This is a genomic window from Haloarchaeobius marinus, from assembly GCF_051207415.1.
GTDB lineage: Archaea > Halobacteriota > Halobacteria > Halobacteriales > Natrialbaceae > Haloarchaeobius.
This window is the reverse complement of record NZ_JBPKGD010000001.1, coordinates 1-26284: the sequence shown is the minus strand read 5'-3', so window position 1 is coordinate 26284 and position 26284 is coordinate 1. Positions and strand designations below refer to the sequence as shown.

The window sequence follows — 26284 nt, the reverse complement described above, 5'->3', positions numbered from 1 at the left end:
TGGGACCGCCGTCCTCCGGCAAGGACAACGCTTAAGCGACGCCCAGACCTGCCAAACGGTACGATTATGGGCGCGATAGAGGACGTCTACGAGGACCTCGACACCGAGGTATCCTTCGAGGAGTTCGAGGAGGCCGTCGAGGCCAAGGTCGAACAGATGGGGGGACTGGCCGACGACGAGACGGCCGCGATGCTGATCGCACACGAACTCGCCGACGAGGAGGTCAACGGCGTCGCCGACGTGGACCCGGGGATGCAGGAGGTGAAGTTCCTCGCAAAGGTCACGGCCATCGGCGACGTCCGGGAGTTCGAACGCGACGGCGAGGACGCCGAGGACGGCCGCGTCGTCAACGTCGACGTCGCCGACGAGAGCGGGTCGATTCGGCTCGCGTTCTGGGACGAGAAGGCCGACGCCGTCGAGGACGAACTCGAGGTCGGGCAGGTCCTCCGCGTGAAGGGCCGCCCGAAGGAGGGCTACAGCGGCGTCGAGGTCAACATCGACGAGGTCGAGGTCGACGACGACGCCGAGGTGGACGTCCAGATACGGGACGCCTACCGCATCGATGACCTCTCGCTCGGGCTCTCGGACGTGAACTGCAAGGGTCGCGTCCTCGACACGGAGTCGGTCCGCACGTTCGACCGCGACGACGGGTCGGAGGGCAAGGTCGCCAACCTCACCCTGGGCGACCCGACCGGCCGGGTCCGCGTGACGATGTGGGACGGCCAGGCAGAGACCGTCGAGACGGTCGCTGCGGGGACGACCGTCGAGGTCGTCGACGGCTACGTCCGCGAGCGCGACGGGAGCCTCGAACTCCACGTCGGCGAGCGCGGGGCCATCGAGGAACTCGACGAGACGGTCGAGTACGAACCCGAGAGTACGCACATCGGGGAACTCGAGATCGGCGACACGGTCGACATCGCGGGCGTCGTTCGGTCGGCCGACCCGAAGCGCACGTTCGACCGCGACGACGGGTCCGAGGGGCAGGTCCGGAACGTTCGCGTACAGGACGACACCGGCGACGTTCGCGTCGCGCTCTGGGGCGACAAGGCGGACTACGACATCGGTCCCGGCGACCGCGTCGCCTTCGCGGACGTGGAGATACAGGACGGGTGGCAGGACGACGTGGAGGCGTCGGCTGGCTGGCGCGCGAGCGTCACCGTCCTCGACGGCGCGTCGGGCGGTTCGACCGGCGCCGACGCGACCGACGAGGGACAGTCGACCGGGCTGGATGCGTTCTCGGGCGACGCGGGGGCGGCCGACGAGGACGACGACGGCGGCGACGGCGACGATTCGGGCGACGGGGGAGCGTCCGACGACGGGTCCTCGCCGGCGTCCCGCCAGGGCGAGGTCGTCGAGTTCACCGGGACGGTCGTCCAGGCCGGGTCGCCCGTCATCCTCGACGACGGCGAAGAGACGATGAGCGTCGAGACGGACGCCGACGTCCACCTCGGGCAGGAGGTCACCGCCCGCGGAACGGTGCGCGACGGCACTCTCGACGCCGACGACGTGTTCTGAGCGGTCGGTCTGCAGACGTACGCTGCGCGCCCGTCCGGTCGGTTCGCGGGTAGTGATGGCGTGACGGAAAAGTACAAAGGGCCAGACTCACTCGGTTCAGGGTATGAGCGTTGAGCTACCGTTCGCCCCGGTGGACTCCATCATCCGACGGAACGCAGGTGACCTTCGGGTCAGTGCCGACGCCGCCGAAGAACTGGCGCGGCGAATCCAGCACCACGGCGCGACGCTGGCCGAGGACGCCGCGAAGGAGGCCACGGCGGACGGGCGAAAGACGCTGATGGCGTCCGACTTCGGCGTGGAGGCGACCATCGACAAGGACGAACTCGAACTGCCGGTCGCCCCGGTCGACCGCATCGCACGCCTCTACATCGACGACTCCTACCGCGTCTCGATGGACGCCCGGGTCGCGCTCGCGGACATCCTGGAGGACTACGCCGACAACGTCGCCGCAGCGGCGGCGAAACTCGCGCGCCACGCAGACAGACGCACAATCAAGGCAGAAGACATCGAGACGTACTTCGCCCTGTTCGAATGAGATGAGATTCGGATACAGTCCGCGCTGTCTCGACCACGACACCGGCCCCCGGCACCCGGAGACGCCGGACAGGTTGCGGGCCATCCGCGAGGGACTCAAGCGGAAGCACGGCGTCGAGTACGTCGACGCCGACCCGGCGGACCTCGCCGCACTCACGAGCATCCACGACCCGGACTACGTCGAGTCGGTCCGGGAGTTCTGCGCCGACGGCGGCGGCGACTGGGACCCCGACACGGTCGCCGTCGAGGAGTCGTGGGACGCGATGAACCAGAGCGCCGGACTGGCCCAGTGGGCCGCCCGGCGGGCGCTGGCCGGCGACCAGGGCCGGGAGACGCCCTTCTCCATCGGCAGGCCACCGGGGCACCACGCGGTCTTCGACGACGCGATGGGCTTTTGCTTCGTCAACAACGTCGCCGTCGCGACCCAGACCGTCCTGGACGATGGGTCGGTCGACCGCGTCGCCATCGTCGACTGGGACGTCCACCACGGCAACGGCACGCAGGACATCTTCTACGACCGCGGCGACGTGTTCTTCGCGTCGGTCCACGAGGAGGGCCTCTACCCCGGGACGGGCGACGTCGAGGCGACCGGCGAGGACGACGGTGAGGGGACGACGATGAACGTGTCGTTGCCCGCCGGCGGCGACACGGCGGACTACGCGGCCGTCTTCGAACGGGCCGTCGAACCGGCCATCGAACGCTTCGATCCAGGGCTGTTGCTCGTCAGCGCTGGCTTCGACGCCCACCGCCACGACCCCATCTCGCGGATGCGCGTGTCGACGGAGGGGTACGCGGTGTTGGCCGACCGACTCAGGGGACTCTGTGAGCGCGTCGACGCGCCCATCGCGTTCGTCCTCGAAGGGGGCTACGGACTGGACGTCCTCGCTGACGGCGTCGGAATCGTCCACGAGACGTTCGACGGACGGTCACCCATCGACCCCGACGAACCGGTATCCGACGACGTGGCCGAGCTGATCGAGGAGGTCCGTACGATTCACGGACTCGGCGAGAAGTAACGTGCGAACTCCCGCCCGAACTCGGTCGCAAGTGCCGTGACTTCTTCACCGACGAGTACCTCGTACCCCTCTTCGAGCTCCGTCTCCACGTTCGCACCGAGGGCGACGTCGAACAGCGCCTCGGGCGCGAGGACGTCCGCCGGCCGGCGCAGGTCGCGCTCGCGCTCGACCACGTAGCGGTCGCCCTCGACGAAGGGGCCGTAGGCGTCGGTGTCGGCGTACTTCTCGTAGAAGCCCGTCGCGTGCTCTCGCACGTGGACGGGCGGACCGTCGTGGTGCGCGACGGCCGGTCGCCGGGCCACCTCGCACTCGACGAACAGGGCCGCCGTCTCGTCGGCGAGCGCCATCGACCGGAGCGGGTCGAAGCCACGGCGGTCCAGCGCAGCCGTGACGCCGTCGAGCGAGCGTCGAAGCTGCGGCCAGAGCTGGTCCTCGACGACGTCCGGCGGGTCGAACCGGACCGCCACGGGCGTCGTCCCCCGGTCGTCGAGGTGCTTGCGGACCTGCGCCGGCGAGAGGGGGTCGACCGTCCGCGGTTCGAACCGCGACGGGTCGGGGTCGGAGAGCAGCGCCCGGGCGTGGTGTTGCAGGCGCGCGACGTTCGTCGTGGAGACGACGGCGGCGACGTTGCGCTCCGGGTCCGTCGGGTCGACGACGACCAGCGCGTCGTCGAACTCGCGTTCCCCGTGGTCCACCGGGTCCAGACGGACCGGCGGGTGCCAGTCCGCGGCGGCCTCGACGAACGGTCGGAACCCGCCGTACTCCAGCACGAGCAGTTCCGTCAGGTAGCCCGAGAAGCCCTCCGTCCGGAGGTCGCTCCCGTAGATGCCGACGGCCTTCAGGAACCCCTTGGCGACGCGGACGTCGCCGGCGAGTTCGTCGTCCAGGTGCTCGACGAGGTAGGCGTTGTGGAACGGGGTCCGGTCGACGGCCGACCGGATCTCCGTCGCCGTCGGCACGCGGAAACACGGCACGAGGTCGACGTCGAACCCCTCGTACTCGCCCTTGACGTAGGGATGCTCGGCGTACTCCTCGTGACCGTCGGGGAGGACCGCCCGGCCGACCTCGAGGCCGTACTCCTCCAGCGTCTCGCGGTCGAGGTCCGTGGGGAACCGCACGAACACGTCGATGTCCCGGTCGCCTGCCGTCCACGTCCCCCTGGCCGTGCTCCCGACCTGGACCACGTCCGCCTCGGGGGCGTACTCGGACACCGCCGCCTCGGTCCGCGCCACCAGTTCGTCGGCGACCGCGGCGAGCCGTCGGCGCTCCTCCGGCGACGGGTCGACCCGCTCACGGACGGTCTCGACCGTCGCCTCGAAGGCGTCCTCGCTCATGTCGCGGGCTACTCGGCGGCACCCTAAACCCGTGTCGATGGGGCGCCTGTGAGACAATACCGCGGTACACCACCGCCGTAAAGCGAAAGTCTCTTTATATCCGGGTGGCCTACGTGTGAACGCGTCGGGCCGTCATAGCTCAGTTGGTAGAGCACCACGCTGTTAACGTGGTGGTCCCAGGTTCGAGTCCTGGTGACGGCGCTTCTCTCACTCCTGCCCTCGAGAGGCGTTTCTGTGCAGTGCCGTCCCCGGATGCAGTCGGTCGGTCCCGATGTCGGCCCGACCGCTGCCCCCGATATCATTCGACACGTCTATTACGTCTCGTCAGGAACTTCGTCACGACGGGCCCTTAGCTCAGCCTGGTTAGAGCGCTCGGCTCATATCGACCGCGGACCCGCTCTCGGGATTCGAGTGCGTCCGGTCGTGGGACACCGAGTGGTCGATGGTTCGAATCCGTCAGGGCCCATACACGGTGCACGAGCGACAGCGAGTGCTCCGGGCTCTCCCCTGCCGATTCGAAGTACGGAGCGGAGCGACTGCAGTTCGAATCCGTCAGGGCCCATCCGAGGAGGCCCCGGCAACCGAAGGCTTTTCTGCGCGACGGTCGACCGGAGCGACATGACAGCGGTCGAGATACGTCCCGCCGAGGTGGCCGACGCGCCGGCCATCCAGCGCATCGCCCGCGCCGGGTGGCACGCCGCCTACGACGACGTCTTCGGCCCCGACGTCGTCGACGAGTACGTCGACGACTGGTACGCACCGGAAACGCTCGAGGACCCCATCACCGACCCCGGGGTCGGCTACTTCGTCGCCGAGGCGGACGACGGGACGGCAGAGTGTGCCGGCGATGGGAGCGACAGCGGGGGCACGGCCGAACCCAGCATCGTCGGGTACGCCTCCTGCGGACCGGCCGAGGACGAGTACCCCGACGACTGCGGCGGCCTCTACAGCATCTACGTCGACCCCGAACGCTGGGGCGAGGGTATCGGCTCGGCGCTGCTCGACCGCGCCGAGACCTTCCTCGAGGAACGGGGCCACGACCGACTCCGGGTCGTCGTCCTCGCGGCGAACGACGTCGGTACCTCGTTCTATCGCTCACACGGGTACGAGCGCAAGAAAAGACGTGTCGACGAATTCGGCGGGTCGGAACACGCCGAATACGTGTTCGGTGGGGACCTCTAGGCGGCGCGGTTACGCCGTCGTCGTCGTCGTCGTTCCGGTTCCGGTACCAGTGCCAGTGCTCTCCGACGAGACCGAATCTTCCGCGACGACCAGGTCGAACGACTCGTCGGCCGGTGCGGCGTCGGGGTCGAGGTAGCCGACCGCGAATCCGGTGTAGGCGGTACCCGATTCGACGGTGACGTCGAAGGTGGCGACCGACTCGCCGTCGCCATCTTCTCCTTCTTCGGTGGTCTCCTCGCCTTCGGTGCCCGTCATGCCACCCCCGGCCGGTCGGACGCCGAGCGTGTAGTCGCCGGCCGGGACCGTCGCGTAGTCGGCGCGGCTCCCGAACTCCAGGTTCTCGAACAGCACGTCACCGGAGGACTCGACGACAACGTCCACGGCCGGCGCGTCCGCCGAGGCGTGGAACAGGCTCACGGCCGCCTGGTCGCCCGAGAGCGACGGCGGCTCGTCGCTGAGCACGGCCACCTCGAACTGGTCCTCGGTCAGGTTCCCGTACGCGACGGCAGTGTACGCCGTGTCGGCTTCGACGGTCACCGTTCCCTCGAAGGCGACGGTGCTCTCGTCGCCGGCCGCGGTGATGCGGACCTGGTGGTCGCCCGCGGGGACCTCGAGGTAGTCGCTGATGGTCTTGAACGCGACGTCGGTCAGGACGGCTTCGTCGTTCACGTAGACGTCGACGTTGGGTGCATCGGCTGACGCGTGGACGACGCGCAGTTGGCCGGTGCCGCCCTCGCCAGTCGTCTCCTCTTCGGTCGTCTCCTCTCCGGTCGTCGTCTCCTCTTCGGTCATGCCACCGTCGGTCTCCTCTTCGGTCATGCCGGTCTCGGTACCGCCTGCGGGGTCGGTTTCGCCGGTTTCGTTGACGCCGGTTCCGGTTTCGGAACAGCCTGCAAGCCCGACGGCCGCGATTCCGGCTGTCAGTTGCAGTACTCGACGGCGGTGGAGGGGTTCGTCAGAACTCATGCAAGTCGGGAGTTTGCCAGATACACCGGTAAGTCTGATTTCGAGATTGTAGACGGCTAGCGAATCCTCCCGACCGGTTACCGACGGCACGGCGCCCTGTCGATAGCATCTGCCGACCAGTCGGCGAAGGGTAGTTACCACCAGACGGTGGTGCGCGAGATTCGTGGACCGGGTCGCCCCGTTTCGAAATCCTTTTCTAGTCTATCGACTGAGTGTGGAGTGCGCGCCGCCTTAGCTCAGACTGGGAGAGCACTCGACTGAAGATCGAGCTGTCCCCGGTTCAAATCCGGGAGGCGGCATCCCGATCGTACTGGTTCTGTTGACTCGGCTCTGGTGAATCACTAGACAGCGTCGACTTCGACCGTCGGAACTAGGAAGTTGAAGCGGGAAACCGTCGATGATCCATGTCTAAGATCTCCCGCTTCACGAGCAAGGCGGTTCGGTTAGCTAAAAATGCTGTCGGTGGGCGAGGCGAAGTCGCCGCCCCCGAAGGGGGTGGCGGCTTCGCCGAGTACGCGGTTGTGTCGCTGCACTGTCTGCGGGTTTACCTCGACAAATCCTACCGAGACAGCCTCGATCTGCTGAGCGAGATGCCACAAATTCTGGCCGAGATCGGCCTCAACGCAGCCAATCTCCCCGACCACTCAACGTTAGTCAAGGCATTTGATAGATTACAGATGAAGATCTGGCGAGTGCTGCTCCGACGAGAGTCGGAGCTGCACGACCTCTCGGGTCACGCCGCCATCGACGCCACGTTCTTCGACCGCGAAACCGCGAGCAAGCACTACTGCCGCCGGACGAATTACCGCGTTCAAACACTGAAAGCGACCGCGCTCGTCGACACAGAAACACAAGCTGTTCTCGACGTTCACTGTACGACCGGGAAACCGCACGACACCCAACTCGGCTGGCAGGTCGCCCGCCGCAACGCAGGCGACCTGCACAGCCTCGCCGCCGACAAAGGCTATGACTGGATGCAATTACGCGAGAAACTCAGAGAAGAAGGCGTGAGACCGCTGATTAAGCATCGCATCTTCCGGCCTATCGACCACGCGCATAACGCGCGGGTCGATGGACCTCGCTACCGCCAGAGATCGATGTGTGAGACCGTCTTTTCGGCGATCAAACGCACGCACGGCGACGCCGTGCGTGCTCGCACCCGGTACCGAGAATTTCGCGAACTCGTTCTGAAGTGTGTCGTTCACAACATCAAGCGAGCTGTGACACAGTGAAATCAAGCGCTGTATGGCGATTCACCAGAGCCGTTGACCCCAAAGTGGTGGCAGACTTCAGTGACTGTACTGACTCGTTTGAGTACGAATGTAGCGACGAGGGGTCCGGACGGACCAGTCCAGCAACGACGAGGCGAGCACCCGAGTTCGGACGATGACCGTCGTCTTCGAACAGTCCGTCAGTGCACGTTCGACGTGGTCAGCGGGTAACTCACCGTGACGTCGGGATAGGCGACCGGTTACAAAGTCTGCAGAGCGCGACTTCTCGGTGTGGAGTATCACCGCCGACAGACCGACGTCGACGTCGTGTCCTCGAAACGGTCGGCGCGATCACAGCTGCAACTACGCTCACCCTTCCAGCGGCAAACGGGTGGCGCAGAACTCCTCACGGGGAAGAACCAATGCCAACGTACATCACGCTGTTGAACTGGACGCAAAAGGGGCTCGAGAACGTCGAAGCCAGTCTCGAGCGAGACGAGGCTGGGGCAGAGGTAGTCGAGTCGCAGGGTGGAGAGGTCAAAGACATATACTATACGATGGGACCGTACGACAACGTCGTTATCTCTGAATTTCCCGACGACGAAAGTTACGCGAAAGCCATACTGAAGATCGAAAGTGAAGGTTACATCACGGGTCAAACACTCAAAGCCCTCCCCGAGGACGTCATCAGAGAACTCTCCGAATAACGTCCGCCCCGCATCGCTCCGTCGCATCGCGTCCGGTATCGGGGGCGGGAGTGCGGCCGGGCGCGACGTCCAGTGCCCGCAGCCAGCGCCGCTATCTGCAACTGTGGCGGCCTGTCGAGAACCGTTCTGAGGGCGGGGATACTGGCGCGAACTCCGCAGGGGTCGTCGGATGAGGTGGAAGCGGTCCGTCGATTCAGAACGTTTTTGTCAACCCAGAGAACGGATACGTCCATGCACCGGCGTTCGTTCCTGGCCGCCACGTGTGGCATCGGCGTCGCGACCCTCGCGGGTGCTCGGGAAGCGACCCGTATCACGTCGCCGGAGTAACGGGAGTCGAGGAATCGGAGATATTCGAGAGCCTACAGTGAAACCCGGCCAGACGGAGGTACGTTCCCATCAGCTGCAGTGACGAGACCGTCCCGGTCGACGTGGTCGCGTACGGCCCGAACGGCAGTCCGCTAGACGCAATCCAGGTGACGCTGGTGGTGGGCACCTCGACGTAGCAGTGACGGTCGCGGCGGCGGAGACGCTCTGGAGTCGAACGAACGGGCTATCGAACCGTCGAACGCGAAAAAAGACGGGACGCACCGACGTTCGGCTTACCGCGACCGTCGCAGTCGGACTTCGTCGTCGTCGATGGTGTCGACGTGGTCGTTCCTGATCTGGTTCGAGTCGTCGTCGCCCCAGCCGAGCATGTCTTTGACCTTGTCCGTGAGGCCCTCGTCGTCGTCGCGGTCGACCGTCGCGCGGTCGTCGTGGACGCTGTCGATGGTGCCGACGTGGTGGCCCTCGGAGGTGACGACGTTCTTGTCGCGGTCTTCGTCTGTGAAGTTTCGTGCCATTGCACGCGACGTAGTCCCGCGTCGCTTGGAAGGTCGTTGCCTGTACGTGCGTGCCCACTTTGAGTGGGACGTCCGACGGAGCGTCGACTGCCTCTGCAGGGCGGACACCATCACGGAAGCAGAGACAGCTACGACGGGCTAGCCGCGCATGAGGTTCATCACCTCGTCTGCGACGTCGGCCTCGACGGCGAGGAGGTACCGGTTGCCGGCTTCGAGGACGGTCTCCGGGCCGCCGATGTGTTCGCCGTCGGCGTCGACGATTATCAGGCTTCCCCGCGGGAGGCGGACGTCTTCGAGGCGCTTGCCGGCGACGGGGGCGCCCTCGGCGATCTCGACCTCGAGGACGTCGACGTCGCCGAAGACGTCCTCCAGCGACCGGACGCCTTCGCCCACTATCTCGTTGGTCGCGGCCCGGGCGCCGTAGTGCTCGGGGAAGACGATGCTATCGACGAACTGGTCGTAGAGGTCGTCCGGGGGACCCGCGACGCGCATGACGGTCCTGACGTCGGCCAGTCGCTGTGCAGCGAGGCAGATGGCGAAGTTGACGTTCTCGTCGCCGGTGAGTGCGGCGACGACGTCGGAGCGCTCGGGTTGGGCCTGACGGAGGACGCTCGGTCGGGCCGCGTCGCCCTCGATGACGGTCGCGACGTACTCCTCGCTGAGGAACTTGCCGCGTTCCGGGTCGCGCTCTATCAGGACGACCTTGTGGCCTCGGTTGGCGAGCAACCGCGTGCTTCGCAGGCCGACGGCACCTCCGCCGGCGATGACGACTCGCAGGTCCGGGTCTCGGTCTGGTTGTGACATTGGTTAATCTCCTTCGACGTCTATCTGTTCGGGGTCGGCGATGCCGGCCTCCCGTTCCTCGGCGGGACTCGGCTGGTACCCCTGCTGCCAGAGGAGCACGTAGACGCCGGCCCCGACGGCCAGCCAGCCGACCGCCAGTACCCACGTGAACGGGTCGATGAACAGTCCGAGCAGCAGGTTGAGGACGATTCCCAGCACTGGCGGGACGGGGTAGTACGGAATCTCGAACGGCCGACGGAGGTCGGGTTGCTGGCGACGCAGTCGGATGACCGCCAGGTTGACCACCACGAAGCCGAGCAGCGTGAAGAGACTCGCCAGGTTGCCGACGGTCCGGATCGGCACCACCACCACGGCCACGAGCATCACGCTCGCGCTGGCGAGGATGGCGACGAACGGGGTCCCGTACCGGTAGTGCAACCGGCCGAGGTGGCTCGGCAGTTGGCGCTCGCGCCCCATCGCGAACGCGACGCGACTGGAACCGATGACGACGGCGTTGAGCGCGCTGACGGTCGAGAAGACCGCCCCGAAGGCGATCAGCGCAGCGCCCGTTCCGAGGAGCGGGAGCCGTGGCATGAACCCCTCGGCGGCCGCCGCGATGGCGGTCTCGCCAGCCAGTGCCAGGCGCTCGGCCCCCAGGGTACCGATGGCGACGAACACGACGAGCAGGTAGACGACGACCGTGGCGACGATGCTCAGGACGATGGCTCGTGGGATGTTCTGGCGCGGGTTCTCGACCTCCTCGGTCACCGTCGCGATGAGGTCGTATCCCTGGAACGCGATGAAGGTCAACCCCATCGCGGGTAACATGGCGAGCGCTCCGTTCGGGAACAGCGGGTCGAACTCGGCGGTCCGGACGACCGGCAGTCCGAAGACGACGAACACGCCGAGGATGGCGACCTTCACGAGCGTGGTGGCGGTCTCGGCACCGCCCGACGCCTCCGTCGAGACGGCGTTCAACGCGACGAACGTGACGACAGCCAGGAGCGCGTAGAGTTCGGGGAACGTCTCCCCGTACGGCAGCGAGAACCCGTAGAGGTGGACGAACTCGACGAAGTTCGAGGAGAACCCCAGGGCGTAGAGTGCCCCGGCTATCATGTAGGTGAACCAGCGCGTCCACCCCATGACGAACGATACCGGTGCGGAGAACACCTCCCTGACGTAGGCGTACCCGCCACCGTTCCGGGGAATCGCACTCGCGAGTTCGGCGTACGAGAGTGCGGTGAAGGCGGTGACACCGCCGTTGAGCGCGAACACGACGATAGCGCCCGGCCCGGTGATGTCGGCGGCGAGGCCGGTCAGGACGAAGATGCCGGCACCGATCATCGCCCCCACGCCGACCATCGTCGCGTCGAGCAACCCGAGGCTGGTGGCGGGGGCACGTTCGCCTGACTGACTCATCCTGTCGGGTACCCGTTACTTAGTTGCTCGTCCGTCCGGACGCGGACTGCCGGGAGCGACGACGACCGGGGTGTCGGAACGGTCGACCGGCAGCACTGGTTCGGGCGCTACGTCTCGCCGTCCGAACCGTGGACCTCTAGCAACCGCAACTCGAACTCCAGTGGCGCTCCCGCGAGGTCGTGGTTGAAGTCGACCGTCACCGTGTCCTCCGAGACGTCCGTTATCCACCCCATCTCCCCCGTCTCGCTCTGGACGATTCGCCAGGGGCGGGCGTCGCGTCCGCTCCGGGACTCGAGTTCACCGCGTGGGACCTCGACGACGCGCTCGTCGTCCCGTTCGCCGAAGGCCTCGTCGGGGGCGACGGTGACCGTTCGCTCCTCGCCGGCGTCCATCGTTCGGACCGCCTCGTCTATCGGTGGGAGCACCTCCCCGGCCCCGACCTCGAACGACAGGGGTTTGAAGTCCCGGTGGGCCCGGTAGACGCCCGACTCGAGGGCGACGTCGACGTCCGAGGTGTCGACCACGGCCCCTTCCTCGTCGCCCGCTGCGATACGACCGACGTAGTGAACGACCGCCGTGTCGCCGGGTTCGGCCATGGTCATTCGACGGTCACGTCGACCCCGTGGGGCACGTACGCGTTGTTGATGTAGCCGTCCTGGTTCCAGGGGAACTGGTCGTCCTGGATGCCACGCAGTTGCGCGCTCGGGTCGGAGATGGTCGCCGGCTGGGTCCGGTCGAGGGAGTCCGTCGCCCGCGAGACGAGCGTGTACTCGCCGGGTTCGGGCGACCAGTCGTAGCGGAACAGCCGCCAGGAGAACGGACCGAGGTCGGGCCTGAAGAACTCGGCCTCGTTCCACGTCTCGCCGCCGTCGGCGGACACCTCGACCGTCTCGACCTCGTTCACCCCCGCCCAGGCGACGCCGACGACCTCGACGCTCCCGTCGGCCCGGCGACTGACGGTGCTGTCCTCGCCCGGGAACCCGATGATGGACTTGACCAGCTGGTCGTAGATGTAGGCGTTGCGTATCTGGTCGGGGTTCTGCATCTGCTCGTACGTGTCGAAGGTGTCGATGCTCTGGTACTGCTGGGCCTCCTCGTCCTGTTGTGGGATGATGCGGTAGGAGTACTGCTGCCAGTGGGTGTACGTCCGCTGGTCCTGTGACTCCCACTCGTCGCCGAACACCATCATGTCCATGACGTGCATCCGGTCGACCCACTTGACGTTGTTGTTGCCGTACCAGCCCGGGGCGACGAACCGCACCGGGAACCCGTGGTCCGGCGCGAGCGGTTGGCCGTTCATCTCGTAGGCGAGGATGCAGTCGTCCATTATCTTCTGCATCGGGATGGACCGGGTGAAGATGTCCTCCCCCTCCGGTGCCTCGCCGCCCATCACAGACAGCCACATCCCGTCGCTCGTGTCCGCGCCGTAGCGCTCCAGGATGGCGCTGATGGGCGTCCCAGTCCACTCGGCGTTTCCGACGGCGCCGAACGTCCACTGGTTCCCGCCAACCTGCGGTTCGAAGTACGACCGGCCGTTCCCGGAGCACTGCATCACGTGGAAGACCGTCTCGGTCGGGAACCCCCGTTTCAACTCCTCCATCGATATCTCGACGTCCTGGTCGGCCAGCCCGGTCAGCGAGACGGTCCACTCGCTCTCCTGGATGTCGGGGGTCGGGTAGTGGTTCCGGATGTAGAACTCCTCGAGCGGCGTGATGAGCGTCGTGTAGGTGTCTCGCTCCGCTGCCTCGGCGTTCTCGGGTTCGGGCGAGAGGATGCGGAGTCCCGGGTATCGCTCCTGCAGCGACTCCTCCGGTTCTTCCGTCGTCTCGGTCTCAGTCTCGGTTTCGGTCTCCGTCTCCGTCTCCGTGTCGGCCGGCATGTCGGTCGGTTCCGTCCCGGTCGTCGGCGTTCCGGTCCCGCCCTGTGGGCAACCCGCCAGCAGGGACGCACCGCCGACCGCGCCGGCGGCTCGCAGGAACCGTCGGCGCTTCAGGTATCGGTCGCGTCTCGTCGGCCCCGAACCGTCGTCTGAGCGCTCTGACATACCGGTAGTGGTCGCATTCAGTGAGTATTGTTATACATGCACAAATGCCCACGGTTCTCGGTATGGTCGTCTTATCTGCACCACGGGACGGGGAACGAAACCGGCGCTACTCCTGGACGACGACCGTCCCGACCATCCCCTGGCCGGCGTGCGGGGCGCACACGTAGACGTACTCGCCGGGGACGTCGAAGGTGTGTTCGTACGTCTCTCCCTCGGGAACGACGGCGTAGTGCTGGTTCCCCTCGTAGGACGCGAACGGCTCGGCACCCTCCGGGTTCCTGACCTTCTCGGACGACCCCGGCTTGGAGGTGACGTTGTGACCGGGGCTCTCGAACGTCCACCGTACCGTGTCCCCGACGCTGATCTCGACGGTCTCCGGCACGAACCGGAGTCGCCCCTCGGGTCCGGCGGCCACCTCGGTGACGCCGCCGCCATCGCCGCCGCCACCGGTCGTGGTATCAGCCGGTTCGGCCGTCGTCTCGGTGGCCGTCGACGTCGGCTCGGTTGTCGGTTGCGTCCCCTCGCCACCGACGCAGCCGGCGACAGCCACGAGTCCGGCAGCACCGAACCGTCGGAGGACCGCTCTTCTGTCGAGCATATCACGACCGACGCCGGGGAGACCCATTGTAACGGGGAGCTTTCTCACCCCCCGGCGACGCCGGAGCCGAGCGTCACGAGCGCGGCCCCGACGACGACCAGGACCGCACCGGCGACGACGCCACGGGTCACCCGTTCGAGGTCCCGCAGGAGGAAGAAGGCGAACGCCGTCGTGAACAGCGGCGCGGTCGAGGAGAGCGACTCGACGATGGCGACCCGGCCCTCCGGCAGCGACAGCGCCGTGAAGAGCGAGAGGAGGGCGACGGCCGTGAGGGTCCCGCTGACGGCGAAGTAGACGTACGAACCGCGGGCGGCCGAGCTGACGCTGCTGTTCCCGCGGACGACGGCGTAGGCGACGAACACGAGGAGCGCACCGGCCTCGTTGAGCGCGACCGCTTCGAGCAGTACCACGTCGCTACTCTGGAGGCCGAACCGTCTGAGAACGTTTCCGAACCCGAAGAACGCCGCCGACCCGACCGGATACAGCAGGTCGCGGGGCCGCCACCCACCGAGGTCGCCGCCCTTCGCCAGACCGAGGACGACCAGCCCCGCGACGAGGACGACGACGCCGACGGCGGTGCGGGGCGCGACCGGTTCGCCGAGCAGGCCGAACGCCAGCGCGGTGGCGAACAGCGGTCTGGCGCTGACGGCGGCGCTGTTGATGCTCGCACCGACCCGGTCGACGCCGACGAACACGGCGAGTCGACCGAGCGCGGTCCCCGTGGCGCCCGCGAAGAGGAAGAGTCCGGCGATGGCGAGGTCCAGCCCTGCGAACGCCTGCGTCCCCTGGCTGACCGCCAGCGCGATGCCGAAGAGGCTGAGGTCGACGAGGACGACCACGAGGGAGGCCTGGACGGCGGTGCCGCCGAGGGACATCCCTCGCTTGTCGAGGATGGGCGTGAACCCCCAGAGGACGGCGGGGACCAGGGCGAGGAGGTAGACGGACTCCACGGGACCGAGAGCCATGGCGAGACTCCGCCATCGCCCGCCAAAAAAGCGCGGATTGGGTCACCGCCTCCACAGCGACATGATGGCCCCGCCGCCACCGACGCTCATCCCGAGCAGGCCGCAGGTGAGGTCGTCCGCCACCATGGCGTAGGCGAGCGAGGTGGCGAGCATCCCACCCGAGGCGCCGATGGGGTGGCCGAACGCGATGGCACCGCCGTCAGGGTTCAGTTTCTCGCGCGGGATGCCCAGGCGCTCCATCACGTACACCGACTGGGCGGCGAAGGCCTCGTTGACCTCGAAGTAGTCCACGTCGGCGACGTCGAGGTCGTTGGCGTCGAGCAGGCGTTCGATGACGTCGCCGACGGCCTCGTTGAACTCGTCCGGGTGGCGGTAGACGAGGTCGTAGTCGACGAGTTCGAGCATCGGGTCGAGGCCGGCGTCCGCGGCGGCGGCGCGGTCGGCCAGCAGTACGGCACCGGCACCGTCGGAGAGTTTCGAGGCGTTGGCGGGCGTGATGGTGCCGTCCGGACGGAACGACGGGTCGAGCGACGCCAGCGTCTCCATCGTCGACTCGGGACGGGGACCCTCGTCGCGGTCGACGACGCCGTCGGGCGTGTCGACGGCGACTGTCTCCGCGTCGAACCGCCCCGACTCGATGGCCGCCGCGGCCCGGCGGTGGCTCTCCAGCGCGTAGCGGTCCTGTGCCGTCCGCGAGAGGTCGTACTCGTCTGCGAACCGGTCGAGCAGGCGCTCGGTTATCTCGCCCATGTGGACGTCGAGGTTGACGTCCCAGAGCGAGTCGAGGAGCATCGAATCCTTCAGCGTGACGTCGCCGTACCGACGGCCCGTCCGGTAGCCCGGCAACACCCAGGGCGCGTTCGTCATCGACTCGAAGCCACCGGCGACGGCGAACTCGCTACGGCCCGCGTCGATGCGGTCGGCGGCGAGCGCGATGGCCCGGAGACCGGACCCCGATGCCTCGTTGACCGTCGTCGCCGGCGTCTCGTCCGGGAGCGACGACTCGACGACGACCTGTCGGCCGGGAACCTGCCCGATGCCGGCCTGGATGGCGTTCCCCAGCGAGACCCAGTCGACGGTCCCGGGGGCGAGGTCGACGCGGTCGAGGAGTCCGTCGACCGCCGTCCGGCCGAGTTCGACCGCCTGGACGTCTGCGAGAGACCCCAGCAACGTTCCGTGAGGCGTCCGTGCCCCGTCGACGAGGACTACGTCGGACATGGAAGAGGGTTCGACGGGCGGCCGTGTCAATGTTCGTGTCGGGGCACGGCCCCGAGACATCGTTCCCGGGGCCGAAGATAAATATAACCCCGTTCTGTACAATATCTAACGTACATGACCAGTGAACTGAACGCCGACGAACTTCGAGAGGTCGTCGGCGACGAGTCGGAAGTCGAAGACGTGGACGACGACGAGACGTCCGTGGCGGAGGCGTTCGGATGGAAGACCGGCGTCCCGGTGGGACTGGTCGCCGTCTACGCGATGTTCCTCGGACCGGATCGCGTCGTCGGCCTGTCGCCGGTCGCCGGGGACCTGCTCGCGGTACAGACCGGCGACGGTGCCGGGCCGTTCGTGCTCGTGTCCGGTGCGACGCTCGTCGCTGGCTTCGTCGGCGGACTCGCGTTCACGGTGGTCGCCGACGAACTCGAAGCGGACTACAGGCAGGACCTGGCCATCGGCGTCCTGTTCCCGCCGGTCGTCGTCGTCCTGCTCGTCGTGCTCGTCGTCCTCCTGGAACCCGTCGCGAACCACCTCGTCGCCGGCCAACTGGTCGACGCGACGATACTGTTCGTCGTCGAGGCAGTCGTCGCCGCCATCGTGGTCGGGTCCTCTATCGGCATCCTCGCAGCGATGGTCGTCTTCGGCGTCTACTTCGGCATCCCCTCGTTCGTCGGCGTCTACGCCGGGAGTCTGCTCGGCGAACTCGGCCGGAGGCTACTGGGAGCGTAGCGGGGAACGTCCCTCCAGATTGACGACTAGGCTCGTTCTTGAAATGACTCCCGACCCAACTACCGGTCATGAGCGACGACGAACACGGCATCGACATCGAGGAGGATACGGCGCTCGAAACGGCGGAGGAAGCCGACGAGGAGGAACGAGAGGAGGCCGAGGAAGCGGCCCGCGAGGAGGAACGACGCGCCGAGGAGCGCCAGAAACAGCGACGCGTCGAACAGGAGTCGGAGGTCCGCGAGGAGGAGGCGAGAGAGCAGGAGAACCCCGACAACCACCGCGACGAGGAGCCGTTCCAGTCCGAGTGAGCGGCCGGCGACGCGATAACCCCTTCTGCAGGTCGTCCTCAAGGAGCGTGTCACGGAGGAGTCGTCGGACAGTCGGTCGCGCGTTCCGGCGCGCGGCCGCAGGGTGGCACTCGCGGGCGCGGGCGCGGTTCAGACGTCCTGGTAACCGTTCAGAGTCAGGTAGACCTTCTCGCCCCGTATCCGGGTGTGGGCCGGTTCGTGTGGCGGGAAGTCCAGCGCCCGGATCCGGTCGTACACCTCGACGCCGCCGTCTCGAACCTCCTCCAGCGGAATCTCCTTCATCCCGTCGAGGCTCGACTTACGGTAGAAGTACCGTGGGCCGTCGAACTCGGACTGTGGCGTCCGCAGTTCGTCTACCTCCCGGTCGACCAGCTTCGGGAGGGCGTCCTCGAACAGCGCGACGGATTCGTCTCGCACCTTCTGGTACAGCGACCACGCGGTGTCCGTCTCGGTTATCTCCGCGAAGCGTCTGTCGACGACGTCCCCCGCGTCGACCGATTCGGCCATGACGTGGAGCGTCGTCCCGTGCTTCCAGTGGTCGTCCGCTCTCGCGTTCAGTATCGAGTGCGTGAACACGTTCGACCCCCGGTACCGGGGGAGCTCGGCCTGGTGCAGGTTCAACGAGTGTTCGTTCGGGTGCTCGAGGAGTTCGGGGCCGAGGATGTTCGGGTAGTAGACGCTCAACAGGTAGTCGACGTCGTACTCTAACACGGACTCCTCGTCCGAGACGGGGTAGACGGTGTGACCGAGGTCACTCGCCGTCCGGTGGAGGTCGCCGTCCCACCAGTTGTCCGCGTCGGGCGGGTACGTGACCACCAGCTCCACCGACACCGATTCGTGGTCCGTGAGGCGTTCGAGGCACCGTTCTCCCAGCGGATGACTGCCGAAAAACGCGACCGAGATTTCACTCATACCTCGGTACCACCTTCGCGTTCCCGACAGATAACTGTTCGAGGCACGGGGAGTGGAGCGGCTCTGGCGGCCGATTCCGCCCGACGAGCTAAAGAGGGCTTGCACCTGACCGCAGAACTGGTAACTCGGGGTAGACCGACTTCCGAACGCAATGGCACTATTCCAACAGCGCGAGTCGAGCGCAAGCGAAAGCCCGGAGAAGAGCGAGCGACGTCGACGCGTCGAGGAGCGCGTCGACAGGGTGACCGAGCGCACGCCGATGTCGACCGGCGACCCAGTCGCTGCCGCGGCGGCGGCGTCGGTGCTGCTCGCCTGGTACCAGTTCTACGCCAAGGGCAACAAGGAGACCGGAATCTTCGTCGGTCTGTGGGCACCTACGCTCCTCGCGGCCGCGAGCTACCTCCAGCAGAAAGACATCGTCCGCAAGTTCAAGCGCGGTCTGTCGTCCTTCTAGGTCGGGGCGCGAGGCGGGCCAGCTCTCCGGCCGGCGACTGGCTCCCTGGCGTACGAATCACGGCGTTCACACGTACCCCCCAAGTGTAACCGTCGCGCGACCGAACTGGACGGTGGCATGCAAGCGTCCTCCATCGTACTCGCGTTCGGCGCAGTCCTGTTCGTGCTCCCGGTTCCCGGCACGTTCGTCGCCGGTGCACTCGTACTCGCCGCCGGAGCGCTCGCGCGCTTGCTCGGGTCGTAGTCGCGGCGCCCCGGACCCGTCACTCGGGCGTCACGCGCCCGGTCATCCTGTCGATGTCCATCTCGAAGAGCACGATCTCGATGTCGGCGATGTCCTCGTCGAAGACGCGGATCGGCGCGAAGTCCCGGTTTATCTCGGTGGGGTCGAACGCCTCGCGCTCCTCGTCGGTCAGTTCGTGGAGCGTCCCGGTTATCATGACGCTCCATGACTCTATCTCCCGTGCCTCCTCCGTCTCTTCCGTCCCGTAGAGGACGTACGACGCCGTCGTCGTCGACTCGATGAACGACCGCTTCTTCGTGTCGCCCGTGTCGCCGAGTCTGAAGTACAGTCGCTCGCCGTCGTAGTAGTGTGCGAGCGGTATCCCGTAGGCCTCGCCGTCGTGTGCGAGCGAGAGGACGCCCGTCTTGGTGTTTCGCAATCGGTCCTCGAGTTCCGACTCGGCCATGCCACGCGTGTAGGCGTATTCGACGTTCTCCATGGTACTCGCCCGGGTTCGGTCACCCGAGTCACGTACGGTACATGACGCGGCGACGGTGGATAGTACTTTCTCGCGGTCACCGCGTGGGAGCCGTCACCAATACCGGTTCCAGAATAAAGGTTTTTGAACGGGACGGCAGTTACTCCGGGCCACATGATTCCCGTCGCAGTATCGACGCACGTCTCACCCGACCGACCGACGGCGGCACACGAACGGGGTGTCACCTGAATGACGGCGACTGCCACGCGCGAACGTCCCGGTCGCATCGCCAGTCCGGCCGACAGGTGGGTCGGTCACGACGCCTGACTCTCCTCAGAGACCAGCTATGAGTTCCACAACCTACGACCTGCTCCTGTCGAGGTTCCTGCAGTACCAGCACGTGTTCGTCTTCCTCGCGCCCCTCCTGTTCGTCGGCGGCGTGTTCGTCGGTGCGCCGACGGAGGGCAGCGGCGTCGAGTACTGGCTGGAGTACTGGTGGCTGTTCCCGTTCTTCCTGCTCGGTGCGACCATCGTGAACACGGTGGGCATCAGCGGGTCGGCACTGTTCGTGCCGTTTCTCATCTTCGTGTTCCCGGTCGTCGCCGGGGAGACGCTCACGCCCCAGACGCTCGTGAAGGTCGGCCTCATCAGCGAGGCGTTCGGCCTGTCGAGTTCGTCCATCGCGTTCGTCCAGTACGGGCTCGTCGACCGGCGACTGGCGCTCGCGCTCGTCGGCGGCGGGTTACCGTTCGTCGTCGGGGGCGCGTTGCTCTCGTTCGTCATCCCGGAGTGGATCTTCCACCTGCTGCTCGGCGTCGCACTCATGGCGGCGTCGTTCCTGCTGTTCAAGGCCGACCTCGGCCACGAGAGTCCCGCGGACGAGGCCGAGACCGCGACCGACGGCGGGACCGAGTCCGAACTGCCCGACGACGACAGCAAGCTCGGCCCGGCCGGCGTCGAGACCGACGAGGACGGCGTCGTCACCCGCGTCGACCGCGACGGGAACGACTACGTCTACGACCGTGGCGGCTACCTCCGCCGGTTCGGCAACTACAGCATCGGCGGCGTCTTCCAGGGACTCGCCGGGTTCGGCATCGGCGAACTCGGCATCGTCACCATGCTCAGCACGAAGGTCCCGGTCCGGGTCGCCATCGGGACGAACCACATCGTGGTCGCGACGACGGCCATCATCGCCTCGCTGGTGCACGTCTTCGGCGGTGGCTTCGTCGGCGCCGGTCACCAGATGGACCTCGCGTCGACGCCGTGGAACATGGTCGTCTTCACCGTCCCCGCGACGGTCACCGGCGGTCAGATAGCGCCGTACGTCTCCGCGGCGCTCGACACGGAAACCATCAAGAAGGGCGTCGGCGGCCTGTTCGCCGTCATCGCCGTCGCGCTCTTTCTCATGGCGCTCGGTGGGTTCTGACCCGTGGCGAACGGATAGCTACGCCACGGGTCAGGACGAGTCGTCCTCGTACAGCGCTGCTCGTTGCTCGACGACCAGCCCGGGCCACGCGGACACGTGGGACCTGAGCGCGCCGACCACGGCGCGCGGGACCGTTCGCAGGGCCGGCCCACGGGGTTCACCGGGCGTTCGGTCGCCGGACTGGCGGTCCGACTCGGGGCGGCCGAGTGAGGAGTCGTCGTAGCTCATCACGTGTGGGCGTTGTGCCCCCCGGCCAAAAATTGTCATGGTCGTTCCCGACCGTCGGGAACGGCCACAGACCGGGCCGAACCGGTTTACGCCGGGGTTCCGTCGTCCAGCGTATGGACACCGTCGACGCCGACGAACTCGACTGGGAAGCGACCGAGCGCGGGGAGACCTCGTTCCGGCGGAAGCGCCTCGCCTCCGCGGCCGGCGGCGAGGAACTCGGCTGTAGCCTGTACGAACTCCCACCGGGCGGTCGGTCGTGGCCGTACCACTACCACACCGGGAACGAAGAGGCGCTGTTCGTCCTCGCCGGGTCGGGGTCGCTCAGGCACGGCGACGAGACGGTGCCCCTGAGTGCGAACGACTACGTGGCGTTGCCCGCGGGCGAGGCGGGCGGCCACCGGGTCGTCAACGACACCGACGACCCGTTGCGGTACCTGATGGTGTCGACGATGCACGACCCCGACGTGACCGTCTACCCTGACTCCGGGAAGATCGGCGTGTTCGCCGGGTCGCCGCCGGGCGGGTCGGACGAGCGCTCGGTCCACGGCTACTACCGGCGCGACGACGACGTCGACTACTGGGCGGGCGAGGAGTCGGACGGCTGAGGGCCGCCCACAGACAAGGTATATTCCGTTCGTGGCCGAACTGCGCTACTGTGGCGCACAGTACCGTCGTCCCGGTCGCTCGACGAGCCGTCGTCGTCGGCCTCGGCGCGTGCCTCGCCGGGTGTCTCGGGAACGACCGGGCCGATACCGGGACGGAGTCGACGACCCGGACCGGCAACCCAGCGACAGGAGAGGTGACACAGATGGGAGACCTGACACTCACGAGTCAAGCGTTCCAGGACGGCGAACGGATACCCGAACAGTACGGCTACAGGGCCGAGAACGTCAACCCACCCCTGGATATCGACGGCGTGCCCGACGACGCCGAGTCGCTCGCGCTCGTCGTCGACGACCCCGACGCGGTGAAACCGGCGGGGAAGGTGTGGGACCACTGGGTCGTCTGGAACGTCCCGCCGGACACGCGACGGATTCCGGAGGGGTGGGACGCCGCCGGCGCGACCGAGGGGACCAACGACTTCGGCGAACGCGGCTACGGCGGGCCGAACCCGCCGGACCGGGAGCATCGCTACCGGTTCAAGTTGTTCGCGCTCGATACGACGCTCGACCTGTCGGGCGACGCCGACGCCGAGGCGCTCGGCGAGGCGATGGACGGACACGTCCTCGCCCAGACGCAACTGGACGGGACGTACCCCGCCTGAGTCACTCGCCGTCGAACTCCAGGCCGGAGCAGTGCGGGAAGTCGTCTCGCTCCGGACAGCCCTCGCAGTCGTCGAGCGCGGTCAGGCCCTTGAAGCCGACGTAGACGACGAGGAAGCCGGCGACGAGGAGCCCCCCGACGAGCCTGTCGGCGGGCCTGAACAGCACCGGCATCGCGGCGACGGCGAGTCCCATCGCCAGGAGCGCCTTCGTGAGGACGCGCCAGCGAACGCTCCGAACGTCGACCAGCGCCTTGGAGACGAGAAGCGGCCCCGCCAGGAGCGCTCCGACGGCGTAGAACAGGACCGTCTCGGCGGCGAACAGGCCGGTGACTGCGAGTCGGAGCGCGGTCAGTCCGGCCAGCGAGGCAAACCCGACGGGATAGACGACGAAACAGCCCAGACAGAGCTGTGCGCCGTACAGTTCGAACGTGTGATGCGCGTAGTACGCACAGCTCGGGTGGTGCGACAGCAGGAACGGGTTCCGCTGCCAGACGTACTGGACCAGTCGTTCGAGGGGGTTCTGCATGGTGCGTATCAGGGGCTGTATGGTTCGGTGCGGGTCGACGCCTGAAAAAGTACGTCGGTCGGTCGTTACGCTTCGTCTTCTTCGAGGTCGCCGGTCTCGTCGCCCGTCGTGTGCGAACGCAGGTCCTCGCCACAGTGCGGACACGTGCCGGCGCCGATGCGCACCGAGCCACGGCACTCCGGACAGACCCACATCTCCTCCTTGTTCGTGAAGTAGTAGTAGATTCCTGCGGGGAAGCAGATGAGCACGGCGAGGATCAGTGCGGCCATGCTTCCGTCGAATTCTGAAGTCGTCTCCATACACGGCTCAACTCAAAGAGCGCTCACTTATATCTTGTCATCAGAAGTGACTGTTCGCGCGGCGGGTGCACCCGTCGCCGACTCGTAGGGGGACACGACCACTACGAGGGTTTACAAGCCCGTCCGGTGAACCTCTCGGATGGATGGAAGGCGTGCTCTGGTACGTGCTGGCGAGTTCGCGAGGTGGCCCGACACGGGTACGCATCGTCCGCTTGCTCGACGAGCGTCCGCGTAACGCCAACCAGCTCGCGACGGCGCTGGACATGGACTACACCACGATTCGCCACCACCTCGACGTGCTGATGGACAACAACGTCGTCGAACGGAGCGGCGACGAGTACGCGGCGGTGTACATGTTCACCGACGCGGCACGGTCGAACTGGGAGACGGTCGAGGACGTGCTGGACACGGTCGACTCTGGGGACTGAGTATGGACGAAGTTTGGACAATACAGATGGCTGTTCGCACACGAGGGACGAACCGATGACGCTCTGGCTCGACGTCGCACTGGCCGCTGCGTCGGTGAACGTGCTGTTGCTGCTGGTGCTGGGGTCCGTCTGGGTCGGGAGCTACCGGCGACACGGCGCGGCGCACACGCTCGGCCTGCTGGTGTTCGCAGGGTTCCTCCTCGTCGAGAACGTGCTCTGGGTGTACTTCTACTCGCTCCATCCCGGGTTCGTCGGCTGGTTCGAGGCGACGAGCGTCGACGTCCAGGTCGGGCTGACGCTCCTGTGTGCGCTCGAACTCGTCGCGTTGCTCGTCCTCGTCCGCATCACCTGGCGGTGAACCTGCGGATGTCGGACGAATTTGGGACCGAGTTCGGACAATCCTCATGCCGGGAGCTACCGTCGTCTCCGCTATGGCACCGACACGACGGACGCTGCTCGGCGCGACTGCCACGGCTGCGACGACGCTCACGCTCGCCGGTTGCCTGGGCGGCGACGATGACACGGAGGCGACCACACCGCCCGACGGCGCCGCCGCGACCGACGAACCGACGGACACGGCGACTGCGACGGACACCGAGACGACCACCGGGGAGACCGACGCCGATGGGACCGCCACGACGACCGACGAGGGGGCCGTCACCGTGCAGGTGCGGTCGCACCCCGACCTCGGCAACGTTCTCGTCGGTCCCGACGGCCTGACCCTGTACATGTTCGACAACGACGAGCAGGGGGCCGGCGCGAGTACTTGCACCGGTGACTGTGCCGGGGCGTGGCCCCCGCTGACCGTCGACGGCACGCCGACCGCGGGCGACGACGTCACCGCGACCCTGAGCACCTTCGAGCGCGAAGACGGGACGACGCAGGTGGCCGCGAACGGCTGGCCCCTCTACTACTTCTCGTCCGACGCTGCGCCCGGCGACGCGGCCGGACAGGGCGTCAACGACGTCTGGTGGGTCCTCTCGCCCGACGGGGCGCCCGTCCGGTCGACTGGTGGCGAAACCGACGCCACGTCGACGCCGACCGGAACCGAGACCAGTACCGAAACCGACGCGTCCGGTCCGGAGTACTGACCGTTCGACGGTCGCTGTGACGGACCGGACGGGTTCCGGGGCAGTCCTCGGGTCGATTCGACGGCATCGAACGGGTGAATCGTCGGATTTCTGGCGTGAGAACCGCTCTGACCCGGTATCGCCGACGAGCAGCCGAACGCGGAAGCCTTATCGGGCTGCCCCTCTTTCGTTAGCTTGCAATGGCGAAAGGCAAGGTTGATTTCTTCAACGACACCGGCGGTTACGGTTTCATCGACACTGAGGACGCGGACGAGGACGTTTTCTTCCACATGGAGGACGTTGGCGGACCGGACCTCGAAGAGGGACAGGAGATCGAATTCGAGATCGAGGACGCCCCGAAGGGCCCGCGCGCGAAGAACGTTACCCGTCTCTAAGCGCCGGCCCCCCGACGGCCGACCACGATCGCACTCGCGCCGCCTCGCGGCGTGAGCTGCTCGCACTCCGCGCAGGGCACCCCTTCGGGTTCCAGCGCGTGTATTCAGGTTTTATCGAACAATTCGCTCACAGTCGCGACGCCCGGTAGCGACGGGAGCGGTCGGGTCAAACCGACCACCGACCGGTACACCTGGCCGGGGATCCGTCGGTGTCGGTCCGGGAACGCAGGGGCCGGTACACGAACGCCCAGTTCGACGGCCGCCGTCAGCTACGGAGTGGACTATACACCAGCTTCACCCAGAATTTGGCAACAGATGTGCGAGTAATAAGTCGATAGGCGGTCAAATTTGCTCTATCGGGCAAGATTTTAATACATCGTCGCATAGAGGAGAGTGCAGCGGTTACCCGCTGTGCGCTGGAGTACCTGTCCGCAACGCTGGCTCGCAGGTGCCTCTGTGTGCTGCCGTCACTCGTGCTCGAGACGGCGGCCGTGAGTGGCTGCACGGCCGCCGGCCCGTGTCCTACCACCACCCGGGCGGCGTCAACCCCGCCCGGGACCGTGTCCTACTCCACGTAGCAGGAGGTGCGGTAAGGGGCGTGCGGTGGAATACCACCCGTGGGAGAGAATATCAATACGTGTAGAAGGGAGTATTAGGTTATCTTACGTTCTGGGGCATAGATTTATATTCGATGTAGTCGAGTTTCCATATACAATGAGCACCCAACAGGCTGTCGCCAGACCCGCCATCGAACCCCTTCCCGAGCGCCTCTCCTCGCCGTCCGCGAAACTCGTCTACTTCTACCTCGACGCGACCGGCAGTGCGACCCTCGACGAACTCCAGACCACCCTGCGCCTGCAGAAGATATCGCTGCTGAGCGTCCTGCGGTCGCTGGACGACGACGGGCTCGTCGACCGCGACGGGGACACCTACGTCGCGTCCTGAGTCGCCACGACCGCGTTCGCGGTCGGAGTCGACAGCCACCCCACGCCCGTTTCTCCGCGTCACTCGCTCCTCACCGAGCGACGCGACCGTCACCGGCGGCGTCTCCGCTTCGAAGGCTTTATTCGCTCGCTCGGCCTCAGTTGCCCGTAATACCCATGTCCGACAAACCGGCGTCGATGTACCGGGAGATCTCCAAACCCGCGTACACGCGACGTGAGTACATCACCGGCATCCCCGGTTCGAAGATCGCACAGCACAAGATGGGC

Annotated in this window: 33 protein-coding genes, 3 tRNA genes and 1 pseudogene; 22 read left to right on the top strand and 15 right to left on the bottom strand. The window is 66.7% G+C overall.

Annotated features, from left to right (window positions below; all coding sequences use genetic code 11):
• The first annotated feature begins 66 nt into the window (after positions 1–66).
• The 3 genes from ACSC1W_RS00185 to ACSC1W_RS00175 all read left to right on the top strand — a co-directional run bounded on the left by ACSC1W_RS00185 (position 67) and on the right by ACSC1W_RS00175 (position 3065).
• On the top strand, positions 67–1515 hold the full coding sequence (locus ACSC1W_RS00185) for a single-stranded DNA binding protein (RefSeq protein ID WP_435344331.1): 1449 nt from the start codon (positions 67–69) through the stop codon (positions 1513–1515).
• 103 nt (positions 1516–1618) lie between these two features.
• A complete protein-coding gene (locus tag ACSC1W_RS00180) occupies positions 1619–2050 on the top strand; it encodes a histone (RefSeq protein WP_435344329.1) in 432 nt (143 codons plus the stop codon).
• Between the two features lies 1 nt (position 2051).
• Entirely contained in the window at positions 2052–3065 is a 1014-nt protein-coding gene (locus ACSC1W_RS00175) for a histone deacetylase family protein (protein ID WP_435344327.1), read from the top strand.
• Here ACSC1W_RS00175 and cca read toward each other — a convergent pair.
• The gene (cca, locus tag ACSC1W_RS00170; protein WP_435344325.1) at positions 3044–4399 is read right to left on the bottom strand and encodes a CCA tRNA nucleotidyltransferase; all 1356 of its coding nucleotides are present in this window, start codon (positions 4397–4399) and stop codon (positions 3044–3046) included. The genes ACSC1W_RS00175 and cca overlap by 22 nt on opposite strands.
• 128 nt (positions 4400–4527) lie before the next feature.
• On the opposite strand from cca, the gene ACSC1W_RS00165 reads away from it, so the two are divergent.
• The 3 genes from ACSC1W_RS00165 to ACSC1W_RS00155 all read left to right on the top strand — a co-directional run bounded on the left by ACSC1W_RS00165 (position 4528) and on the right by ACSC1W_RS00155 (position 5581).
• Positions 4528–4600, top strand: a tRNA-Asn gene (locus tag ACSC1W_RS00165).
• Between the two features lie 142 nt (positions 4601–4742).
• A tRNA-Ile gene (locus ACSC1W_RS00160) sits at positions 4743–4865 on the top strand.
• A gap of 152 nt (positions 4866–5017) precedes the next feature.
• Complete coding sequence (locus tag ACSC1W_RS00155; protein WP_435344323.1) at positions 5018–5581, top strand: GNAT family N-acetyltransferase; 564 nt, start codon at positions 5018–5020, stop codon at positions 5579–5581.
• Between the two features lie 9 nt (positions 5582–5590).
• On the opposite strand, the gene ACSC1W_RS00150 is transcribed toward ACSC1W_RS00155, so the two are convergent.
• Positions 5591–6547, bottom strand: coding sequence for a DUF4397 domain-containing protein (locus tag ACSC1W_RS00150; RefSeq protein ID WP_435344321.1), 957 nt, complete (start codon positions 6545–6547; stop codon positions 5591–5593).
• A 225-nt stretch (positions 6548–6772) separates the two neighbouring features.
• Between ACSC1W_RS00150 and ACSC1W_RS00145 the strand changes: the two genes are divergently transcribed.
• The 3 genes from ACSC1W_RS00145 (at position 6773) to ACSC1W_RS00135 (ending at position 8465) form a co-directional block, all read left to right on the top strand.
• Positions 6773–6846: transfer RNA gene (locus ACSC1W_RS00145), tRNA-Phe, on the top strand.
• A 105-nt stretch (positions 6847–6951) separates the two neighbouring features.
• Positions 6952–7779: an IS5 family transposase gene (locus tag ACSC1W_RS00140; protein WP_435344320.1), complete on the top strand. Its 828-nt coding sequence runs from the start codon at positions 6952–6954 to the stop codon at positions 7777–7779.
• 401 nt (positions 7780–8180) lie between these two features.
• On the top strand, positions 8181–8465 hold the full coding sequence (locus ACSC1W_RS00135) for a GYD domain-containing protein (protein ID WP_435344318.1): 285 nt from the start codon (positions 8181–8183) through the stop codon (positions 8463–8465).
• A 599-nt stretch (positions 8466–9064) separates the two neighbouring features.
• Here ACSC1W_RS00135 and ACSC1W_RS00130 read toward each other — a convergent pair.
• From ACSC1W_RS00130 to ACSC1W_RS00095, 8 genes are all read right to left on the bottom strand, one after another.
• A complete protein-coding gene (locus ACSC1W_RS00130; RefSeq protein WP_435344316.1) occupies positions 9065–9307 on the bottom strand; it encodes a DUF8593 domain-containing protein in 243 nt (80 codons plus the stop codon).
• A 138-nt stretch (positions 9308–9445) separates the two neighbouring features.
• Positions 9446–10111: a potassium channel family protein gene (locus tag ACSC1W_RS00125; protein WP_435344314.1), complete on the bottom strand. Its 666-nt coding sequence runs from the start codon at positions 10109–10111 to the stop codon at positions 9446–9448.
• Positions 10112–10114: 3 nt separating this feature from the next.
• Positions 10115–11509 (bottom strand): APC family permease, encoded by a 1395-nt coding sequence (locus ACSC1W_RS00120; protein WP_435344312.1) that lies wholly within the window; start codon positions 11507–11509, stop codon positions 10115–10117.
• A gap of 107 nt (positions 11510–11616) precedes the next feature.
• Positions 11617–12111: an FKBP-type peptidyl-prolyl cis-trans isomerase gene (locus tag ACSC1W_RS00115; protein ID WP_435344310.1), complete on the bottom strand. Its 495-nt coding sequence runs from the start codon at positions 12109–12111 to the stop codon at positions 11617–11619.
• Positions 12108–13553, bottom strand: a complete 1446-nt coding sequence (locus ACSC1W_RS00110; RefSeq protein ID WP_435344309.1) for a sulfite oxidase — start codon at positions 13551–13553, stop codon at positions 12108–12110. The genes ACSC1W_RS00115 and ACSC1W_RS00110 overlap by 4 nt, the downstream gene beginning before the upstream one ends.
• A 106-nt stretch (positions 13554–13659) precedes the next feature.
• Positions 13660–14151, bottom strand: coding sequence for a cupredoxin domain-containing protein (locus tag ACSC1W_RS00105; RefSeq protein WP_435344307.1), 492 nt, complete (start codon positions 14149–14151; stop codon positions 13660–13662).
• 44 nt (positions 14152–14195) lie between these two features.
• Positions 14196–15116 carry an EamA family transporter gene (locus ACSC1W_RS00100; protein ID WP_435344305.1) on the bottom strand — a complete coding sequence of 307 codons (921 nt, stop codon included), beginning with the start codon at positions 15114–15116 and terminating at the stop codon, positions 14196–14198.
• Between the two features lie 42 nt (positions 15117–15158).
• A complete protein-coding gene (locus tag ACSC1W_RS00095; protein ID WP_435344303.1) occupies positions 15159–16334 on the bottom strand; it encodes a thiolase family protein in 1176 nt (391 codons plus the stop codon).
• Positions 16335–16448: 114 nt separating this feature from the next.
• Between ACSC1W_RS00095 and ACSC1W_RS00090 the strand changes: the two genes are divergently transcribed.
• Positions 16449–17063 carry a hypothetical protein gene (locus ACSC1W_RS00090; RefSeq protein WP_435344301.1) on the top strand — a complete coding sequence of 205 codons (615 nt, stop codon included), beginning with the start codon at positions 16449–16451 and terminating at the stop codon, positions 17061–17063.
• A gap of 68 nt (positions 17064–17131) precedes the next feature.
• Positions 17132–17371: a hypothetical protein gene (locus ACSC1W_RS00085; RefSeq protein ID WP_435344299.1), complete on the top strand. Its 240-nt coding sequence runs from the start codon at positions 17132–17134 to the stop codon at positions 17369–17371.
• Between the two features lie 129 nt (positions 17372–17500).
• On the opposite strand, the gene ACSC1W_RS00080 is transcribed toward ACSC1W_RS00085, so the two are convergent.
• Positions 17501–18283, bottom strand: coding sequence for a formyltransferase family protein (locus ACSC1W_RS00080; protein WP_435344297.1), 783 nt, complete (start codon positions 18281–18283; stop codon positions 17501–17503).
• Positions 18284–18434: 151 nt separating this feature from the next.
• Between ACSC1W_RS00080 and ACSC1W_RS00075 the strand changes: the two genes are divergently transcribed.
• Together ACSC1W_RS00075 and ACSC1W_RS00070 are read left to right on the top strand one after the other, a co-directional pair.
• Positions 18435–18737, top strand: coding sequence for a hypothetical protein (locus tag ACSC1W_RS00075; protein ID WP_435344296.1), 303 nt, complete (start codon positions 18435–18437; stop codon positions 18735–18737).
• Positions 18738–18854: 117 nt separating this feature from the next.
• Positions 18855–18980 (top strand): hypothetical protein, encoded by a 126-nt coding sequence (locus tag ACSC1W_RS00070; protein WP_435344294.1) that lies wholly within the window; start codon positions 18855–18857, stop codon positions 18978–18980.
• A gap of 19 nt (positions 18981–18999) precedes the next feature.
• Here the strand turns inward: ACSC1W_RS00070 and ACSC1W_RS00065 are convergent, their stop codons facing one another.
• Positions 19000–19458: a pyridoxamine 5'-phosphate oxidase family protein gene (locus ACSC1W_RS00065; protein WP_435344292.1), complete on the bottom strand. Its 459-nt coding sequence runs from the start codon at positions 19456–19458 to the stop codon at positions 19000–19002.
• Positions 19459–19783: 325 nt separating this feature from the next.
• Between ACSC1W_RS00065 and ACSC1W_RS00060 the strand changes: the two genes are divergently transcribed.
• Positions 19784–20863, top strand: coding sequence for a sulfite exporter TauE/SafE family protein (locus tag ACSC1W_RS00060; RefSeq protein WP_435344291.1), 1080 nt, complete (start codon positions 19784–19786; stop codon positions 20861–20863).
• A gap of 30 nt (positions 20864–20893) precedes the next feature.
• On the opposite strand, the gene ACSC1W_RS00055 is transcribed toward ACSC1W_RS00060, so the two are convergent.
• Positions 20894–21091, bottom strand: a complete 198-nt coding sequence (locus ACSC1W_RS00055) for a hypothetical protein (protein WP_435344289.1) — start codon at positions 21089–21091, stop codon at positions 20894–20896.
• 113 nt (positions 21092–21204) lie between these two features.
• Here ACSC1W_RS00055 and ACSC1W_RS00050 point away from each other — a divergent pair, with 113 nt between their 5' ends.
• Together ACSC1W_RS00050 and ACSC1W_RS00045 are read left to right on the top strand one after the other, a co-directional pair.
• Entirely contained in the window at positions 21205–21696 is a 492-nt protein-coding gene (locus tag ACSC1W_RS00050; RefSeq protein ID WP_435344288.1) for a cupin domain-containing protein, read from the top strand.
• A 203-nt stretch (positions 21697–21899) separates the two neighbouring features.
• On the top strand, positions 21900–22355 hold the full coding sequence (locus ACSC1W_RS00045; protein ID WP_435345984.1) for a YbhB/YbcL family Raf kinase inhibitor-like protein: 456 nt from the start codon (positions 21900–21902) through the stop codon (positions 22353–22355).
• A gap of 1 nt (position 22356) precedes the next feature.
• Here ACSC1W_RS00045 and ACSC1W_RS00040 read toward each other — a convergent pair whose 3' ends face one another.
• Positions 22357–22881 carry a hypothetical protein gene (locus ACSC1W_RS00040; protein ID WP_435344286.1) on the bottom strand — a complete coding sequence of 175 codons (525 nt, stop codon included), beginning with the start codon at positions 22879–22881 and terminating at the stop codon, positions 22357–22359.
• 65 nt (positions 22882–22946) lie between these two features.
• Positions 22947–23180, bottom strand: coding sequence for a heavy metal-binding domain-containing protein (locus ACSC1W_RS00035; RefSeq protein ID WP_435344284.1), 234 nt, complete (start codon positions 23178–23180; stop codon positions 22947–22949).
• Positions 23181–23323: 143 nt separating this feature from the next.
• Between ACSC1W_RS00035 and ACSC1W_RS00030 the strand changes: the two genes are divergently transcribed.
• The 6 genes and pseudogenes from ACSC1W_RS00030 to rpl10e form a co-directional block, all read left to right on the top strand.
• Entirely contained in the window at positions 23324–23608 is a 285-nt protein-coding gene (locus tag ACSC1W_RS00030; protein WP_435344283.1) for a winged helix-turn-helix domain-containing protein, read from the top strand.
• Positions 23609–23663: 55 nt separating this feature from the next.
• Positions 23664–23966: a DUF8036 family membrane protein gene (locus ACSC1W_RS00025; RefSeq protein ID WP_435344280.1), complete on the top strand. Its 303-nt coding sequence runs from the start codon at positions 23664–23666 to the stop codon at positions 23964–23966.
• 73 nt (positions 23967–24039) lie between these two features.
• Positions 24040–24699 carry a COG4315 family predicted lipoprotein gene (locus ACSC1W_RS00020; RefSeq protein ID WP_435344278.1) on the top strand — a complete coding sequence of 220 codons (660 nt, stop codon included), beginning with the start codon at positions 24040–24042 and terminating at the stop codon, positions 24697–24699.
• A 179-nt stretch (positions 24700–24878) separates the two neighbouring features.
• Positions 24879–25073 carry a cold-shock protein gene (locus ACSC1W_RS00015; RefSeq protein ID WP_256298372.1) on the top strand — a complete coding sequence of 65 codons (195 nt, stop codon included), beginning with the start codon at positions 24879–24881 and terminating at the stop codon, positions 25071–25073.
• 714 nt (positions 25074–25787) lie between these two features.
• Positions 25788–26018, top strand: a complete 231-nt coding sequence (locus ACSC1W_RS00010) for a MarR family transcriptional regulator (RefSeq protein ID WP_435344275.1) — start codon at positions 25788–25790, stop codon at positions 26016–26018.
• A 155-nt stretch (positions 26019–26173) separates the two neighbouring features.
• Positions 26174–26284, top strand: a pseudogene (gene rpl10e / locus ACSC1W_RS00005) (50S ribosomal protein L16); the annotation flags it as partial.